Raw genomic sequence first — 15857 nt, 5'->3', positions numbered from 1 at the left:
AAAAAATTCTTGATAAATGAAGTACATTTGTCAAAATTTCATAATTAAACACGACCTATGGCACGAATACTTACAGGAATTCAAAGCACAGGAACCCCACATTTGGGCAATATTTTGGGAGCAATTGTTCCTGCAATTGAAATGGCTCAAAATGCGGAGAATGATTCTTTCCTGTTTATTGCAGACATGCATTCGCTCACACAGATTAAAAACGGAGAAACGTTACGAGAAAACACCTACAAAACGGCAGCAACTTGGCTTGCCTTTGGATTAGACATCAATAAAACCGTTTTTTATCGCCAGAGTGATGTGCCACAAGTCACCGAACTTTCTTGGTATTTGAGTTGTTTTTTTCCATACAATCGTTTGAAATTGGCGCATAGTTTTAAAGACAAAGCCGATCGCTTGGACGATGTAAATGCTGGTTTGTTTACCTATCCAATGTTGATGGCGGCTGATATTTTGTTATACGATGCAGAGATTGTTCCCGTAGGAAAAGACCAAGAGCAACATTTGGAAATTACACGTGTTGTAGCTTCACGTTTCCACGAAAAATTGGGAGAAACGTTTGTATTGCCGCAAGCCAAGATTCAGGAAAATACCATGTTAATTCCTGGAACGGACGGCACCAAAATGAGCAAGAGCAAGAATAATGTGATCGATATTTTTCAAACAGATAAGAAATTGCGCAAGCAAATTATGGGTATTAAAACCGATAGTACGCCAATGGAAGATCCGAAAGATCCTGATACGGATAATGTATTTGCGTTGTATAAATTGTTAGCGAACGAAGCTCAAATTGCAACCATGCGTCAAAATTACACGGGCGGAAATTACGGCTACGGACATGCAAAACAAGCACTTTTTGAATTGGTAGTAGAAAGATTTGCTACAGAACGCGAACGTTTCAATCATTATATGGAACACAAAAACAAAATTGATGATGCTTTAGCGATTGGTGCTCAAAAAGCACACAAAATTGCTAATGAAGTGCTGGCTAGAGTTCGTAAGAAAGTGGGATATTAATTTAGAAACAAGACTTTTAGACGTGCTAACGCTTTTTGATTGTTAGACCGCTTCACTTTTGGAAATGCCGTCGATCTTACTATTTTAGCTGGAGTTTTCAATTGTTCACCTTTTTTTATACAATTTACACCAATTCTCATTCGTTCTCAACAACTCTTTTCATTGCCATTTGCACTACTTTTTCTGCCTGTTTTACATGTCGTTCATTGTGGTAAATAAGCACTCTAAAAGTATCGCCCAGTCTTAATTTAATAAGCTTTGAAATAGAGATGGCCGTTTTTGTTTTGTCAAGATGTACGTGTTTTGCCTTGTTCAACAATTCAATGATTTGATGTTGTTGGTAGATACATGTTTCAAGTGTTTGCTCGTTCAAGTTTGAATGTAAAGGATTCATAGCCTTAAAGGTTTTCATTTTGTGTACGTTTTCGCTGTATGCAACAGATTTGCTAAAGTATTTTCCCAACCAATTGCTTTTAAAAATAGCTACACTTTTGTGCTTAGCATTGGCTATTTTTTGGTTGATTTCTGGAATGTAAAAATCTCCATAACGATTTAAATGTGCAATACATTCTAAAACGCTCCAACTTTTTGGGTTTTCTTTCCAATTTAGAATGTCCTTCGATTGGTTTTTAAAGTTTTCTATAGCGTTCAAATTTGCCTGTGTAAGTTCTAGTAAGTCTTGCAATAATTGTTCTGAAGTGGATACCATGATCTTTTTTATGGCAAATTTCAGAATTGACGCGCGCAAAAAAATTGATTCAAATTAAGATTTTTTAATTCTTGACAATGTTTCGGGCGTCATGCGCAAGTAAGAAGCAATATATTTATTCGGGATTTCTTGAAATAGTTGCGGACTTCTTTGCAATACTCTTTGATAACGTTCCAACGGAGATGACGTCAAAATATCGCGCTCTCTTTCCATTTGTTGCAACACAAAACTTTCTAAAATGGCAAGCCACAATTTTTTATGTTCCGCAGAAGATTCAATGAAGTTGGCATACTTTTGTTTACGAATAGACTTTATCACCGTTTTTTTAAGTGCTTGGATGTACAGTTCTGAAGGTTTGCCATTCAAAAAAGAATCTAAAGCCGCAATGAGGTTGTTTTTATACCCAAATCGGATGGTGTGTTCTTCCGCTGCGTCAATGACAAAAATGCGCAAACTTCCACTTTTTACAAAGTAAAGATTCGTATCAATGCTTCCCTTAACTTTTAAATATTCATTCCGCTTGAGCGTGATTTCTTCATCCCAAAGATCATTTTCGTGTATTTTATTAATTAAGGTTGAAATCGGATTCATAAATGATATTTTAGTGAAAAACTACAACGCTTCAAACAGTTTTCCTGGCAACGGTTTTACTACGCCTTTCATTTCTAATTGCAATAAAATAGGCGTAATTTTATGAATGGGGAATTTACATTCGAGCGCAATGCTGTCTAGTAACGATTGTCCTTTTTCTTGTAAATACGAATGAATACTAGCTTCTTCTGGACTTAAATCGACAAAAAGTTGTTTTTGCACAGGTTGAAACGGCTCTGCGTCCAATTCCCAACCTAAAAGATAGACAAGATCAGCTGCAGAGGTTAAAAGATGTGCGCGTTGCTGTTTGATGAGATTGTTACATCCAATACTTTGCGAATCGCCTACTCTGCCTGGCACAGCAAATACATCTCTATTGTACGAATTGGCAATATGCGCCGTGACTAAGCTTCCGCCTTTTTCAGCAGATTCAATGACAATGGTGGCTTGCGACATTCCTGCAATAAGACGATTGCGCTTCAAGAAGTTTTCTCGATCGGGATTGGACGTGCTCCAAAAATCCGTAACAAACGCTCCATTTTCTACTACAAATTTTACATATTTCGCATGTACTTTCGGATACATTTGATTCAAACCATGCGCCAAACAGCCAATGGTTGGAATGTTATTTTTGACTGCTGCGCGTTGTGCTACAATATCAATTCCGTAGGCAAAACCTGAAACAATTGTGGGTTGTAATGGTGATACACTTGAAATCAATTCTTCGCAAAATTCTTTTCCATAACTCGTCGCTTTTCGTGTGCCAACAATGCTAATCATTTTTGCAGCATTTAAACTGGCATTTCCTTTTTGAAATAATAAAATAGGGCCGTCAGCACAATGTTGTAAACGCATCGGATAGCTTTTGTCTAAAAAATAATGTACTTGAATGTTTTCTTTTTGAATAAATTTCAATTCGTTTTCCGCTGCTTTTCTGTTTTCACTATGTTGCAAATCTGCCAACACATACGTACCAATTCCGTCTATTTTGAGTAAGTTTTCTTTCTTCTCTTTCAATACCGCTTCTGGACTTCCACAATGACGTATCAGTTTTTTGGCAATCACATCTCCAACTTTTGCCGTTTTTTGAAGTGTTAACGCAGCCAATAATTCTTCTTCCGAATGCATATTCAATTCATTTTAAACTACTAAAGTTACAGGATTTTTACAGATTATTCCCATACATTACCATTTAATTTATAAACGTAAAACGGCGTCCTTAAACATGAATAACTGTATTGAATATGCACAAGTGCATTTTAATGTTTCAATACTCATATATTTGTCGTGAACGCCTTTTGTTATGGGCATTTGGAGCATCAAATATTTCCTTATAATTCTTTGATAAAATTAGAATTTTGCCACCATATTTACGCAATGAATTTTCCCTTAAAAAAGTTGATTTTTTGCAAGAAAATGCTTAACTTTAAGATACTATTAACACAAACACTTACAAATATGGGATCATACGGAAAAGAAGTAGAGATATTAAGATCTCTCAAAGAAAACAACAGTTCTTTCCCCTTTGGGGACAACTTAGAAAAAATAGCATTAATCAAGGCAGAAATGTCCGATCTTGACAAAAAAGGTGAAGGTTCTTCCGAAAGGGTAAAAGAGCTTGAATCTAAGTTGTTAGATTCGTACAAAGAGCTATCTGAGGAAGCTAAGAAAAAGTCCATCGGTAAATAGTTCTTAATTATTAAATATTTACCTTTATTTCTTCATGCTACATGATATATTCAATACAGTAATCAAAGATTCATTATGGATTTTGGATTTACATATAGATGAAAGAAAAGAAAAAGTCGTTCATTTGCCTCTAATTTACGCATCAAACGTGTATGCGGAATTAGAGGCTTATGCTAGAGCCGCTTCACATTTTGTAAAGCTTCTGGGTTTTGATGATAGTTTACAATTAAAAATTGTAGATGACTGCGTTTTTAAATTTAATAGCAGTCAATACGAGCCTTTTAAGTTCGAACTTTTAAAAAAGCTATCAGGCTATACAGAGTATGCTATTCGCATTGCACAATTAAGTATTGAAACACGCAATTCATTTGCCCAAAATTGCATTGAACTGGAAAGACGATACGTTTGCAATGAGAACATAGGAAATCTGTTTGAAAAAACATATATAGAGCTGGTAACGCTTATTTCTATCAATCTTTCCAACCAAGTTTTTGAAACCTTTTATTTGTTTTTAAACGAAAACACATCTAATGATGAATTATTTCAAAAATTTCAACGTACGTATATAGAAACTCCTACTTTTTCGCATTTAAAATGGTATGGAGACGAAACTAAAAAAAGAATTGAAACCGAAACTGTTTGTGCAGTCAATGCCGCACATTATTTTTGGAATACTGCTTTTTTAAGACAAAGTATACAGAATGACGATGTAAGTGCAACAATCAAGTTTATAAATGAAAAAACAAATTCTAGTTATGATGTAGCGCACTTCCTTAAAAATATTACAGTAGCTGAAGAACTTTTGAACAATAACCCTACAGCTATGAGCAACAAAATGCCTGATGCTGACATTTCGGATATTGAATTTATATTTTACATGTTGCATGTACTACAAGTAAATGAAGAATACAGGCATTATTGGCAAGCACGTTTTGTAAGATGGATGCACTTATTTTTTAAAGATGAGAAAGTGTTGCAAAATAGCAGCTTTTCATCCTTACAAAATATCATAAATGAAGTAGAACAAAGTACTGTATCATAAAATGATACCAAAAGAAATTTTATACGAACTAAATTAGAATCCATTGTATCATCAACATAAACTAGAACTTCCTTCAAAAATCAAAGGATTACTCAATTTACAAGAAAAAAGAATTGAGGTACCAGCTTTTGACTATTTTTTTGGTGATTTAAAAAATGTTGAGCGCCAAATAACGCGAATTTTAGAGAGTCTCGAAATTCCCACTACAGGTATTTCCATTCGTTCTGCTTCAATGGATGAAGACACAAAAACCAATTCAAACGCTGGAAAATACTTGTCATTTAACAACTTACAATCTTTTGATGAAATTGTAAATGCTTCCAAAGCTATTATCCGTGACTTTCAAGAAAAAAATAACACTTCCAATCCTTGCCACATTTTAATACAAAAAACCGTAGCAAGCATGTATAGTGGCGTCACTTTTGCTTCTTATCATGATGATTTGTTAAAAATATACACAGAATCTTTCTTTGGAGGTTGTAGAACTGTTGTAGATGGCATTACAACGCCCTATATTTCTCATTACAACAACGAAACATGGCGACACCTAAACAACACAGGAGATCAATATCATCAATTTATTACACATCCTACATTGTTTGATAAAACGAATTTTGAAATAGCAACGTCTGGAAATATCTTACTTACCAGCCTTTCTGATTTTCCAAAAAGAATACGATACTTTCAAAAAACAATGGATAATGAAATATCTGTATATGGCAATTGTCCGCGTAAAGCGCCTAATTTTTTTATTGAAAAACTTTTGCAGCTACATGCGATTTCCTCTTCGTTTACATCTGAATATCCAAATGGTATTGACATGGAATGGGGAATTGACAAGCAAGGTAAACTCTACATATTTCAAATTAGGGATTTAACGAGTCCGATAGATTTTGAAATCACTTCATATACAACAGAAATTGAAAAAACTCCCAATATTTTAAAGGGAATTCCAGCTTCTAAAGGAAAGCTAACAGGTGTTGTAGTTTATAAAAATTCCAATCTACAATTGCCAAAAGGCGCAAAAAAGATACTAATGCTCAAAGAGGCTAATGTTGAAAACACCAACAATTTGAAAGCGTATGATGGAATAATTTGCACGTATGGAGGAATGCTATCGCATTTGGCAATAGTGAGCCGAGAATTGCAAATTCCATGTATTGTAGGAGTACGATCCATTATTCCTGAAATGACCTCAATTTCTATGGATTGTAATAAAGGAATTATAAAACTGATGTAATTATGGAAAAGGCAAGTAAGTTTGTGGGTAAAGCGCATGATTTTATTTTGAATGAAAGGCATGTGCAAAAAATTGATGCTTTAATTGATGGAAAACCCTATTTTCCAGAACTGATTGAAATTTTTCCATCTAATATATGCAATCATCATTGTACGTTTTGCATTTCTGCTGAATCAAATAGTGCTAAAAGTTTTATAGATACTGAAGTTTTTTACAATACAATTCGTGAAGCTGCGCAAGGAGGCGTCTCAAAAATTAGACTTTGTGGCGGCGGCGAACCTTTATTACACAAATCTATTGTAAACTTTATAACCTTTGCTTCTCAACATATTGAATCCGTTAGTTTAATTACGAATGGATCGTTAATGACAGATGCAATGAGAGAAGCTATTGTAAATCATTGCAATGATGTCCGATTTTCTATAGACGCAGGAAATGCTGAAGTATATGCAAAAATGCATGGAACTTCTCATAAAAGTTTCGACAAAACGTTGCATCATATTTCTAAACTTATCAAAAGTAAAGGCAAGGCAATAACACCACTCGTTGAACTTTCTTTTGTAGCAACTTCGGAAAACATTGATTCGCTACCTCAATTCATAGAAATTGCAACCACCTTACAACCAAATTCTGTAAATATTACCACAAATACCTTAGCTCCTTTAAAATCACAGATTGCTATGTATAAAAAAGTAAAAGCAATTTTAAATAATCATACAGGTTCAAATGTTCCAATAAGCGCAAACATATCTCACTCAGATGCTTTTGAAGAAACATCAGAACCTTGTCCTGCTTTTTTACTATATGGTGTTGTTACGTCAAAAGGAACCTATTATTCTTCTTGTCATCATGTGGAGCGAAACATAAATTCATTAGGAACTATTCATCGCTCTTATACACTGAAAACTTTGCTTAGCGATCCTAAAGTCATTCAAAAACAATTAAAATACGCTTTCGGAAAAGATGTAAAAACCGAAAAACTTTATAAACATCCCTACAATGAAAAATTACTTGAATTAATGGTAAACTCTAAACAAACGCTTGATAAAGTCACCACTTGGATGAGCAAAAATATAACACTCAAAATTGACTAATTTTATACATAAAACTTCATTATAATCGTATCAAAAATCAATCGAACATAGCAAATTGGGTACTCCATAGAATTAGCAAATTGCCAAGCATTAAATCCATTAAAAAAACGGACACAAATCGGTTTCAGATTTATAAAAATAATGGCGATACGATTCATGTACTGATCATCGCTGTTAGAAATATGCATCTAACGACTATAAAACATGAATTGCAGTTACATACACCCAACTTCATTCTCAATCTTGTAGAAAAACCGTATGCATCTGCTGATACATTGCAGTTTTTAAATCAGATGCAAATTGATCATGGCAGCTTTAGTAAGCTCAAAAAAATAATAAAACAAGACGCCATTTGGACGTTTGAACTCACAAAATATGATTTTACCATAAGTTTTCTATTGAAACACGATGCTGTGAAAAATGTGAAGCAATTAGATTCCAATCGGTATGAAATAACCAGACATCAACTGCCTACTATAATTATTTGTACATTGAAAGAATATGACATTGGTATAGAAAGTCTTCGGTATGCAAAATCTAAACAGCAAAACTTTCACGCAATATTATCTCTAAACTCAAAAGCAAGAATTACTCGCCAAGCGCAAACTTATGCTAAAAATCATGCTATTAAAATCTATTATTGGGGCGAATTACTAACAAATTTATCAAAAGCATGGAACAAAGCCTAGTTTCTCAAATACGAACTATTACCACGACGCATGCGCATATTCGTTTCTATGTATTTGGGTCTTCACTAAAGTCACATAAAGAACAAAACGATATTGATATTTTAATCATTTATAAAAACGCGCAAGAACCAAAAATGATCAGAGAATTGCTTGATGCATCGCATCTTCCCATTGATATGGTATTCTTTACAGAAGAAGAAGAGGAAGAATTGGGCTTTATTGGAGAAGTAAATGCATCACCAATCATTTAAATACACAAAATCGAATGTTAATAAAAAGTTACGTCGATATGTGATCGGCTTTCTTTTTTTTCTAAATTTGTTTTAATGAGATTAGAATTATACATAAGCGACCTTTTATACAGATATGAATGTGTGACAATTCCTAACTTCGGTGCTTTTTTAACGCAACGAAAAGGAGCGCAAGTTCACCATACTACCAATGCTTTTTATCCACCAACCAAAGAATTATCATTCAATGCACAATTGAACTCTAATGACGGTTTGTTGGTAAAATACATTGCCGATGTGACCAAAGAAGAGTATGAAACTACACTTCAAAAAGTACAATCGGAAGTTGCGATTTGGAAAAAGCGCTTGGATAATTCTGAGATTATTTCTCTTGAAAATGTGGGTGATCTTTTCTTGAATATGGAAGGAAAAATGCAGTTTGAGCCATCATATCAACTCAATTATTTAACTTCATCATTCGGATTGTCTTCGTTTGTTTCTTCTGAAATAGAGCGTATTGTGGAAGAAGTACAGAAAGAAAAAACACCTTTGGTCATCAAAGAAGAAGTTGCAGAAGCCATTCCGTTGCCAATTGTGGAAGAAACACGTCGTAAACGTTTTCCTTGGACATACGCAGCCGCAGCCGCTATCATTTTGAGCGCAGGTTTTTTCGGTTTTAACGAATACAGCAACACACAACAAAAGAAACAACAAGTTGTGGAGCATGAAAAAGCGAAGAAATCTATTGATCAGTACATTCAACAAGCGACCTTTTTTAGTGCCAATCCTGTAGAATTGCCGTCAATTACATTGCAAGTTGCTAAAGAAATTCAAAACTATCACGTAGTTGCTGGCGCTTTTCGAATTGAAAAAAACGCACACGAAAAAGTAGCCGAATTGCAAACGCAAGGTTTTGAAGCAGAATTGCTAGGAAAAAATCGCTACGGATTGCATCAAGTATCATACGCAAGTTATACTACACGTGCAGAAGCCATTACGGCATTGGCACAAATAAAACGAAACACAGCTCCAGAAGCTTGGTTGTTAGTGACGAAATAAAAGAATCCATTTTTAGATATTTATAAAAGACTGTTTGCAAAAGCGGTCTTTTTTTATGACAATTATTCACATTTTTTTAAGTTGCTTCAAAACGAATCTCCGTACCTTTGCAAAAACTTTTTTTGATGGAAGCAAAACATCCAAAAGCCTCGAAAACGATTATGACTGACTTGGTATTGCCAAGTGAAACCAATCCGTTAAATAATTTATTTGGTGGTGAACTATTAGCACGTATGGACAGAGCTGCAAGTATTGCCGCACGTAGACATTCGCGACGTATTGTCGTAACCGCTTCTGTAAATCACGTAGCGTTCAATCGTTCCATTCCTGTGGGAAGTGTGGTAACGGTAGAAGCCAACATTTCACGCGCGTTTAAATCGTCGATGGAAATTTATATTGATGTTTGGATTGAAGATCGTGAATCGGGCATGCGCGACAAAGCCAATGAAGCTATTTATACCTTTGTTGCTGTAGATGATACCGGAAGACCTGTTCGCATTCCTGAGTTGATTCCTGAAACGGAATTGGAAAAAGAACGTTTTGAAGGTGCATTGCGTCGTCGTCAATTAAGCTTAGTATTGGCTGGAAAGATGAAACCTGCTGAAGCTACAGAATTGAAAGCGTTGTTTTTTAATTCATAGGTGCACTTTGTTTTAGATCGCTTTTAGACTCTTTTTGTTTGTGGATTTGTAGATTTTACACAGAACTCCTAATTTTCTTATTGATCTCAAAACTGTCATATCGAGTAAATTTTGAAAAAAATGTGTGTCGAGATATCCTGTGATTTTATTTTTCCTAAGATTGTATTCCTGCCCTTCTTCGGCAAACTCAGTACAAGTGCCAGAAAATCGAAGATTCGACGAAGTCAATGACAGAATAGATGCTGAATCACACTTCGATTTAACTCAGTGTAAAAGTTCAGCATGACGCACGCTTAGTGCGTCACATTCGATACAACCAAGTTTCTGGATTGAGTCGTGTGGTGTTTTTGAAAACCGTGAATTTGAGTTCGGTTTTTCCCGTACTTTTGTTGGTGTACATGGTTCCGATTTCTTGCTTTTTGGAAACTGTATCACCCGTTTTTACCGAAACTGTTTTGAGTCCGAAGTACGTGGTAAAGTAGCTTCCGTGGCGAATTAATACACATTTTACACCTTCTTTCGTTGCAAATATTCGCGTGATTTCTCCGTTGTACACCGCGCGCACCGTTTCGTCTTGATTGGTCGCAATAATAACTCCGTTACTGACTCTCGTTACATTCGGGTTGACCACATCACGATAGTTTCCATAGCCGCGCACTTTGGTTCCTTCGGAAACTGGCCAAATATGTTTTCCTTTGTTTGCTGCAAAACTGTTTCCAATGGCTTTCGCTTCTGGCGTTAATGCGTATGTTTTACTCGTAGTTGTTTTTCCTGCTTTTACATTGGAACTCGCAATGGCATCACGAATTATTTTATCAATTTGACGATCAATTTCATCGGCTTGTCGCTGCTTCTTTTTTACTTGTGCAGCGTATTTGCTCGTATCTTTTCGCAAGGAAGCCAACATTTCATTTTGAATCTTTTTTTCGTTTTCAAGCTCTTTTTGCACGTTTCGATTTTCCACAATCAATGCTTCTTTCTGCTTTTTTTGTTTGGAAAAGGTTTTGTTCAATGCTTGTAATTCTTGCGTTCGTGCCACAATCGCTTCGCCTTGCTCCTTTCGGTAATTCGCATATTGCTTCATGTATTGCACACGTTTGTAGGCTTGCAGGAAGCTTTCTGACGAAAGTAAAAACATCAATCTGCTTTGCTCAGAGCGACTTTTGTACGTCTTTCGGATCATTTCAGCGTAATCCGCTTTTAGCTTCGTTAAATCGTTCCGTAATTGTCCTATTTTTTTAATGTTGCTGTTTATTTGACTTGTGAGCAGATTTGTTTCGCGGTTCATTACTTTGATCAAATCGCGCTTGACGCGAATTTTATGATTGATGCTTTGTACGTCATCAACTATAAATTTTGTTTTCGAGGTGTTTTTGCGAATCAGCTTGTTGATCAATCGTATTTCCTTTTGCAAACGCAATCGCTTTGCTTCTAGTTCCTTTTTTTTATCTTCTTGCGCAACACTGACCGTACTTGCCAATAACAGCAGTACGAGGAGGATTTTTGTATGAATATGTTTGCTAAATTGTAACTTCACTATATTTTTATTTCTCGGTATCCACTTGGAATTTTAAACGGAAAACGCACCTTGTCATTGAATGTCACTTTGCGATATTCGACTTGAATTGTGGTGGTTTTATGAATTTCTTCCGCTTGTATTGCTATATTTTTTGGAAATGCTTGTCCCGTTATTTTTTGATACGCTGGATAATCAATCGTTAATAAGCGATTTTCGTTTTCTTGTGCAAGTTGTTGTTTTTTTACTTTGAAATGAAACGCATCTAAGAAGAACAATCGAGTGAAAAGTTCCAAATCGCGTTTTGGCGATAATGCATAGGTTTTATCTACAATTTCAGAAGTAAATCGTTCTTTTTTTAGATTGAATAACGCTTCGCCCACTAGTAAGTTTTGTATTTTTTCAAAATCTAGTGCTGTGCCTATAAATTTACTGATCAGTTTGTAATCGCCTTCAAAATAGGTATTGTCCAATTTGTTGTAGAAACTTACTTTTTTAGGTGTGATGAGAATTTTAACAACTCCTAATTTTGCACTGATCCAGATATTTTTGTCCTTTTCCATGCGGAGATTTAGCGTGAAATTATCCTGCATTTTACCATCGTCAAAATCCACTTTGAGCTTTCCGCGAATCGTTTTAAAGTTTACTGCGTTTCGGTAATGATTTTTAATGATATTTTTGGCAGACAGATTGGCTACTTGTCCCGAAGACACGATCGTTTTAGACGATTTGCAACCGACTAAAAAGAGCAATACGAAACTTGTAATAAAGATGTGAATGCTGTTTTTCAAGTGTGTGTTTTTTAGTTCACGCGAACGTTTATTGTATTTTTTTACGATAGAAATTTTCCTTTTTGGAGTTGCCCATTTTTTTATACGCAGCTGCAAAAGTTTGATAGAATTCTTTTTCAAGCGCGGCATCATCAACAATGTAATCCAAGCCAATTTCTAGCATTTCTATCGCTTTTCCATATTCTTTTAACGCAGTTAATGCCTTTGCATTGTATAAATAGAGTTTTGGTTGCGAAGGAAAGTCGTTTAAGCCCATTTTTGCAAGTCTATTGGCTGCTTCATAGGATTTGGTTTGCAACGCATCTTTTACTTGATCTATGATTTTCCCGTCACCTCTAACTCTTGGTGTTGGGGTTTGGTCAATAACCTCGGCAACTTTACCGTCAGATTTGCGTTTGCGTTTTACTTGCTTTTCCAACATGTCTTTCATGTTTGCAGCTGTAAAAGTCAGTCCGCCATCTTTTTGAAGTTTTTCGAGTTCTTTGAGTGCTTTTTTATATTCGCGCATGCTCACATAGACTTTGGCTACATCTTCTCTAAAACCAGAATTGAGTCGAACGACTTTATTACCCGTTTCTATGGCTTCTTCACGTTCACCCATTTTGACTTGCACGTTGAATAAGCCAGTAAGATACCATTGGTTTTGTGGTTTTTTGTTGACTGCTTTTTGAAACGATTCTTTCGCTTTTTCATAGTCTTTCAGCGAAAAGTAGTTTTTCCCCAATTCAAAAGCGATGGTCGCATTGTCGTCAATTTTTTGACATTTTAGCAATGCGTCCACAGCGCGATCGTAGTTTTCAATACCGCGTTGTTTTAAGGCTTCAAAGAAATGTTCTTGAAATTCGTCAATGTTTTCTTCTAGCGATATTTCGGCACTTTCTTCTTCTTGCGCATGCACATACTTAGGAATAAACGTGAATATTCCTGAGAGTAAAAGTATGTACATGTATTTTTTCATCTGTCTTTTAGTTTAATTGCAATTATTATACGCTTTTATAACTGTTTCTACATCTTGTTTTCTGTAAGTTTTGTTTTTTAGTTTCGCTACTATACTTGGACAATCGGCAAAATATTCCATCGCTCTTTTTTTAAACGATCTAGAAATACGCATGGTGATTAAAGGTTGTGCTATTTTTTCACCTTTTTTTAATACATAAAATTCATCAAAATCATTAAAGTCATACATTATGGGCTGCATCGTTCCAGGATGAAATACTGCTGGCGATGATGTATAACTGACACTTCGGGCATATAAGGTTGCATTTCCTTTAGTAATAAGCTTAAAAAGCTCGTGTGTGTTTTTAGAAACTGTAATGTATTTGTAAACAGCAGTTTCCGAATTAGCATACGTAAAGACAATTTTATCTACTTGTTTGTGATCGAATTGTTCTTTTTTTGCCTTTTTGTTTGTTTTGAATTTTACTTTTTGTTTTCCACTGAAAGAAATTAGATTTTTTGAAACTCTTGGAAACTTAATGAGTCCATTTTTTTCGGTTCCGTTTTTTAAATACAGCGTTCCTTCTGTCCAGCCATGCTGTGCAAAGGTTTGAAAACTTATAAAAATACATAATAGTAATACAATTTTTTTCATGTGTATTTGTCTTCAATTATTATTCCAAGCTTGAATAATCGCCAATGCTTATTTTCGTAAAGCTTCCGTCAAATGTTGCATGGTTTCCGATCATTGCTTCGTCTAAATTAGCATTTTTTACGGTAGTATTGGTTTGTATTAAGCTATTTTTAAGAGTTACGTTTTCTAATGTGGTGTTGTCTCCCACAGAAACATTTGGTCCAACCGTCGCATTTTTAATCACAACATTTTCACCAATGTAGCAAGGCGAAATGATTTCAGAGTTGATGATTTGAGCAGAATCTGCTACTAATTTTTCGCCATCAGCTTGTAAAAAGCCTAGCATTTTTCCGTTGGTTTCTATGGTGACGTTTTTGTTTCCACAGTCCATCCATTCATCTACTTTTCCCGTAACAAAACGACGTCCTTTTGCCATCATTCCTTTGATTCCGTCATTGATTTGGTATTCGCCACCGTGAATGATATTGTTGTCTAATACGTATTGTAATTCTTCTTTTAATACCGCTACATCTTTGAAATAGTAGATTCCGATCACGGCTAAATCTGAGACAAATTCGGCTGGCTTTTCTACCAATTCTACGATTTCATTGTGATTGTTTAGTTTCACAACTCCATACGCTTCGGGTTTGTCTACTTGTTTTACCCAAATGGCAGCGTCTGCATCTTTGTCCAGATTGAAATCGGCACGAATTAAGGTATCTGCATACGCGATGACTGCTGGACCAGATAGTGAATCTTTCGCACACATAATGGCGTGACCAGTTCCTAGTGGTTCATCTTGGCGATAGATGCTTGCTTTTGCGCCCAAGCCTTCTGCCAGTTCCGTTAAACTTTGTACTACATCGTCGCCAAAAAACGCTGGATCTCCTAATACAAACGCCACTTCTTCGATAGGTTCGCCTAATACTTTGGCAATGTCAGAAACGAGTCGGTGTACAATGGGTTTTCCTGCAATGGGAATTAATGGTTTTGGTACGGTAAGTGTGTGTGGACGAAGGCGTGAACCTCTTCCAGCCATGGGAACTATTATTTTCATTTGTCTGTTTTTTTTGTTGATTCGTTTTTTTTCGATTTGTTTAGCTTACTCTTGCTTTTTATTTTTTGTCACGAATTCACGAATATTTCTTGATTACTTTTACTTTTTATTTTTATTGATTTGTCAATTTGTTGTTTCCTTTATTGGATGTTTAATCCAAAACTTAAACTTATAAACTTTATTATTTGTTATCTGTTGATTATTGAGAAACTTACTAATTCCTATTGTCTAAAACCTAATCTCTTTACCGTTTCATAGTACTTCTCGATACAATTTTCTTCTAAAATTACTCGAAGTGACGTTTGGTTTTTCTGTTAATTTGCTGATACGTTGACTTGTCAATTCGTTATTCAAAAATAGTTTTCGATTTATAATTTTACATTTAGCATTTATAATTTCTAAGCTACTTCGTTCCTGTGCTTCCAAATCCGCCTGCGCCTCTGTCGGTTTCTGAGAGTTCGGATACTTCTTGCCATTCGGCGCGTTCGTGTTGTGCGATGACTATTTGTGCAATGCGTTCTCCGTTTTCAATAGTGAAGCTTTCTTTGGATAGATTGACCAGAATTACGCCAATTTCACCTCTATAATCTGCATCAATCGTTCCAGGCGCATTGAGTACAGTGATTCCTTTTTTGGCGGCTAAACCGCTTCGTGGGCGAACTTGTGCTTCGTATCCAATGGGTAATTCTATAAACAAACCTGTTTTGATAATGGCTCTGTCCATTGGTTGTAAGGTTACAGATTCCGTAAGGTTTGCACGTAAGTCCATTCCGGCGGAAGCCAGCGTTTCATAATGCGGCAATGCGTGCTGAGATTTGTTGATGATGTTTATGGTCATTTTTTGATAGCTTTTGGCTATTAGCTATTTGCTTCTAGCTTTTTATTGTTTTTATTATTTGTTTATCGCTTTACT

18 protein-coding genes are annotated in these 15857 nt (G+C 35.4%); 9 read left to right on the top strand and 9 right to left on the bottom strand.

The genetic code is table 11. The features are described 5' to 3' along the window. Positions 1 to 57: 57 nt before the first annotated feature. Positions 58 to 1026: a tryptophan--tRNA ligase gene (gene trpS, locus KORDIASMS9_RS06215; protein WP_114902016.1), complete on the top strand. Its 969-nt coding sequence runs from the start codon at positions 58 to 60 to the stop codon at positions 1024 to 1026. A gap of 136 nt (positions 1027 to 1162) precedes the next feature. Here trpS and KORDIASMS9_RS06210 read toward each other — a convergent pair whose 3' ends face one another. From KORDIASMS9_RS06210 to dprA, 3 genes are read right to left on the bottom strand one after another with little or no spacing between them, the layout of a single operon-like run. After that, entirely contained in the window at positions 1163 to 1735 is a 573-nt protein-coding gene (locus tag KORDIASMS9_RS06210; protein WP_114902015.1) for a DinB family protein, read from the bottom strand. A 54-nt stretch (positions 1736 to 1789) separates the two neighbouring features. Then, positions 1790 to 2326, bottom strand: coding sequence for a Crp/Fnr family transcriptional regulator (locus KORDIASMS9_RS06205; RefSeq protein WP_114902014.1), 537 nt, complete (start codon positions 2324 to 2326; stop codon positions 1790 to 1792). Positions 2327 to 2347: 21 nt separating this feature from the next. Continuing rightward, positions 2348 to 3454, bottom strand: coding sequence for a DNA-processing protein DprA (dprA, locus tag KORDIASMS9_RS06200; protein ID WP_114902013.1), 1107 nt, complete (start codon positions 3452 to 3454; stop codon positions 2348 to 2350). Positions 3455 to 3784: 330 nt separating this feature from the next. On the opposite strand from dprA, the gene KORDIASMS9_RS06195 reads away from it, so the two are divergent. From KORDIASMS9_RS06195 to KORDIASMS9_RS06160, 8 genes are all read left to right on the top strand, one after another. Next, positions 3785 to 4015 carry a hypothetical protein gene (locus KORDIASMS9_RS06195; RefSeq protein ID WP_162819789.1) on the top strand — a complete coding sequence of 77 codons (231 nt, stop codon included), beginning with the start codon at positions 3785 to 3787 and terminating at the stop codon, positions 4013 to 4015. A gap of 34 nt (positions 4016 to 4049) precedes the next feature. Further along, on the top strand, positions 4050 to 5057 hold the full coding sequence (locus KORDIASMS9_RS06190) for a hypothetical protein (protein WP_114902011.1): 1008 nt from the start codon (positions 4050 to 4052) through the stop codon (positions 5055 to 5057). A gap of 43 nt (positions 5058 to 5100) precedes the next feature. Then, positions 5101 to 6297, top strand: coding sequence for a PEP/pyruvate-binding domain-containing protein (locus tag KORDIASMS9_RS06185; protein ID WP_114902010.1), 1197 nt, complete (start codon positions 5101 to 5103; stop codon positions 6295 to 6297). Positions 6298 to 6299: 2 nt separating this feature from the next. Then, on the top strand, positions 6300 to 7391 hold the full coding sequence (locus tag KORDIASMS9_RS06180; protein WP_114902009.1) for a radical SAM protein: 1092 nt from the start codon (positions 6300 to 6302) through the stop codon (positions 7389 to 7391). Positions 7392 to 7471: 80 nt separating this feature from the next. Continuing rightward, the gene (locus KORDIASMS9_RS06175) at positions 7472 to 8080 is read left to right on the top strand and encodes a hypothetical protein (RefSeq protein WP_114902008.1); all 609 of its coding nucleotides are present in this window, start codon (positions 7472 to 7474) and stop codon (positions 8078 to 8080) included. After that, positions 8065 to 8331, top strand: a complete 267-nt coding sequence (locus tag KORDIASMS9_RS06170) for a nucleotidyltransferase domain-containing protein (protein ID WP_114902007.1) — start codon at positions 8065 to 8067, stop codon at positions 8329 to 8331. The genes KORDIASMS9_RS06175 and KORDIASMS9_RS06170 overlap by 16 nt, the downstream gene beginning before the upstream one ends. A 75-nt stretch (positions 8332 to 8406) precedes the next feature. After that, on the top strand, positions 8407 to 9369 hold the full coding sequence (locus KORDIASMS9_RS06165) for an SPOR domain-containing protein (protein ID WP_114902006.1): 963 nt from the start codon (positions 8407 to 8409) through the stop codon (positions 9367 to 9369). Between the two features lie 125 nt (positions 9370 to 9494). Continuing rightward, positions 9495 to 10010: an acyl-CoA thioesterase gene (locus KORDIASMS9_RS06160; RefSeq protein WP_114902005.1), complete on the top strand. Its 516-nt coding sequence runs from the start codon at positions 9495 to 9497 to the stop codon at positions 10008 to 10010. A 301-nt stretch (positions 10011 to 10311) separates the two neighbouring features. Here the strand turns inward: KORDIASMS9_RS06160 and KORDIASMS9_RS06155 are convergent, their stop codons facing one another. The 6 genes from KORDIASMS9_RS06155 to dut form a co-directional block, all read right to left on the bottom strand. After that, a complete protein-coding gene (locus KORDIASMS9_RS06155; protein ID WP_114902004.1) occupies positions 10312 to 11547 on the bottom strand; it encodes a murein hydrolase activator EnvC in 1236 nt (411 codons plus the stop codon). Continuing rightward, positions 11547 to 12317: a DUF4292 domain-containing protein gene (locus KORDIASMS9_RS06150; protein WP_240321144.1), complete on the bottom strand. Its 771-nt coding sequence runs from the start codon at positions 12315 to 12317 to the stop codon at positions 11547 to 11549. Before KORDIASMS9_RS06150 ends, KORDIASMS9_RS06155 begins: the two co-directional genes overlap by 1 nt. Positions 12318 to 12345: 28 nt before the next feature. Then, positions 12346 to 13275 carry a lipopolysaccharide assembly protein LapB gene (locus KORDIASMS9_RS06145; RefSeq protein WP_114902003.1) on the bottom strand — a complete coding sequence of 310 codons (930 nt, stop codon included), beginning with the start codon at positions 13273 to 13275 and terminating at the stop codon, positions 12346 to 12348. Positions 13276 to 13287: 12 nt separating this feature from the next. Then, complete coding sequence (locus tag KORDIASMS9_RS06140; protein WP_114902002.1) at positions 13288 to 13908, bottom strand: hypothetical protein; 621 nt, start codon at positions 13906 to 13908, stop codon at positions 13288 to 13290. Between the two features lie 19 nt (positions 13909 to 13927). Then, positions 13928 to 14944, bottom strand: coding sequence for a sugar phosphate nucleotidyltransferase (locus KORDIASMS9_RS06135; protein WP_114902001.1), 1017 nt, complete (start codon positions 14942 to 14944; stop codon positions 13928 to 13930). Positions 14945 to 15347: 403 nt separating this feature from the next. Continuing rightward, positions 15348 to 15782, bottom strand: coding sequence for a dUTP diphosphatase (gene dut / locus KORDIASMS9_RS06130; RefSeq protein ID WP_114902000.1), 435 nt, complete (start codon positions 15780 to 15782; stop codon positions 15348 to 15350). Positions 15783 to 15857: the final 75 nt, after the last annotated feature.

The sequence above is a fragment of the Kordia sp. SMS9 genome, from assembly GCF_003352465.1.
Lineage (GTDB): Bacteria > Bacteroidota > Bacteroidia > Flavobacteriales > Flavobacteriaceae > Kordia.
Note: the sequence above shows the minus strand (reverse complement) of the source record. Positions and strands in the feature narration are given on the sequence as shown.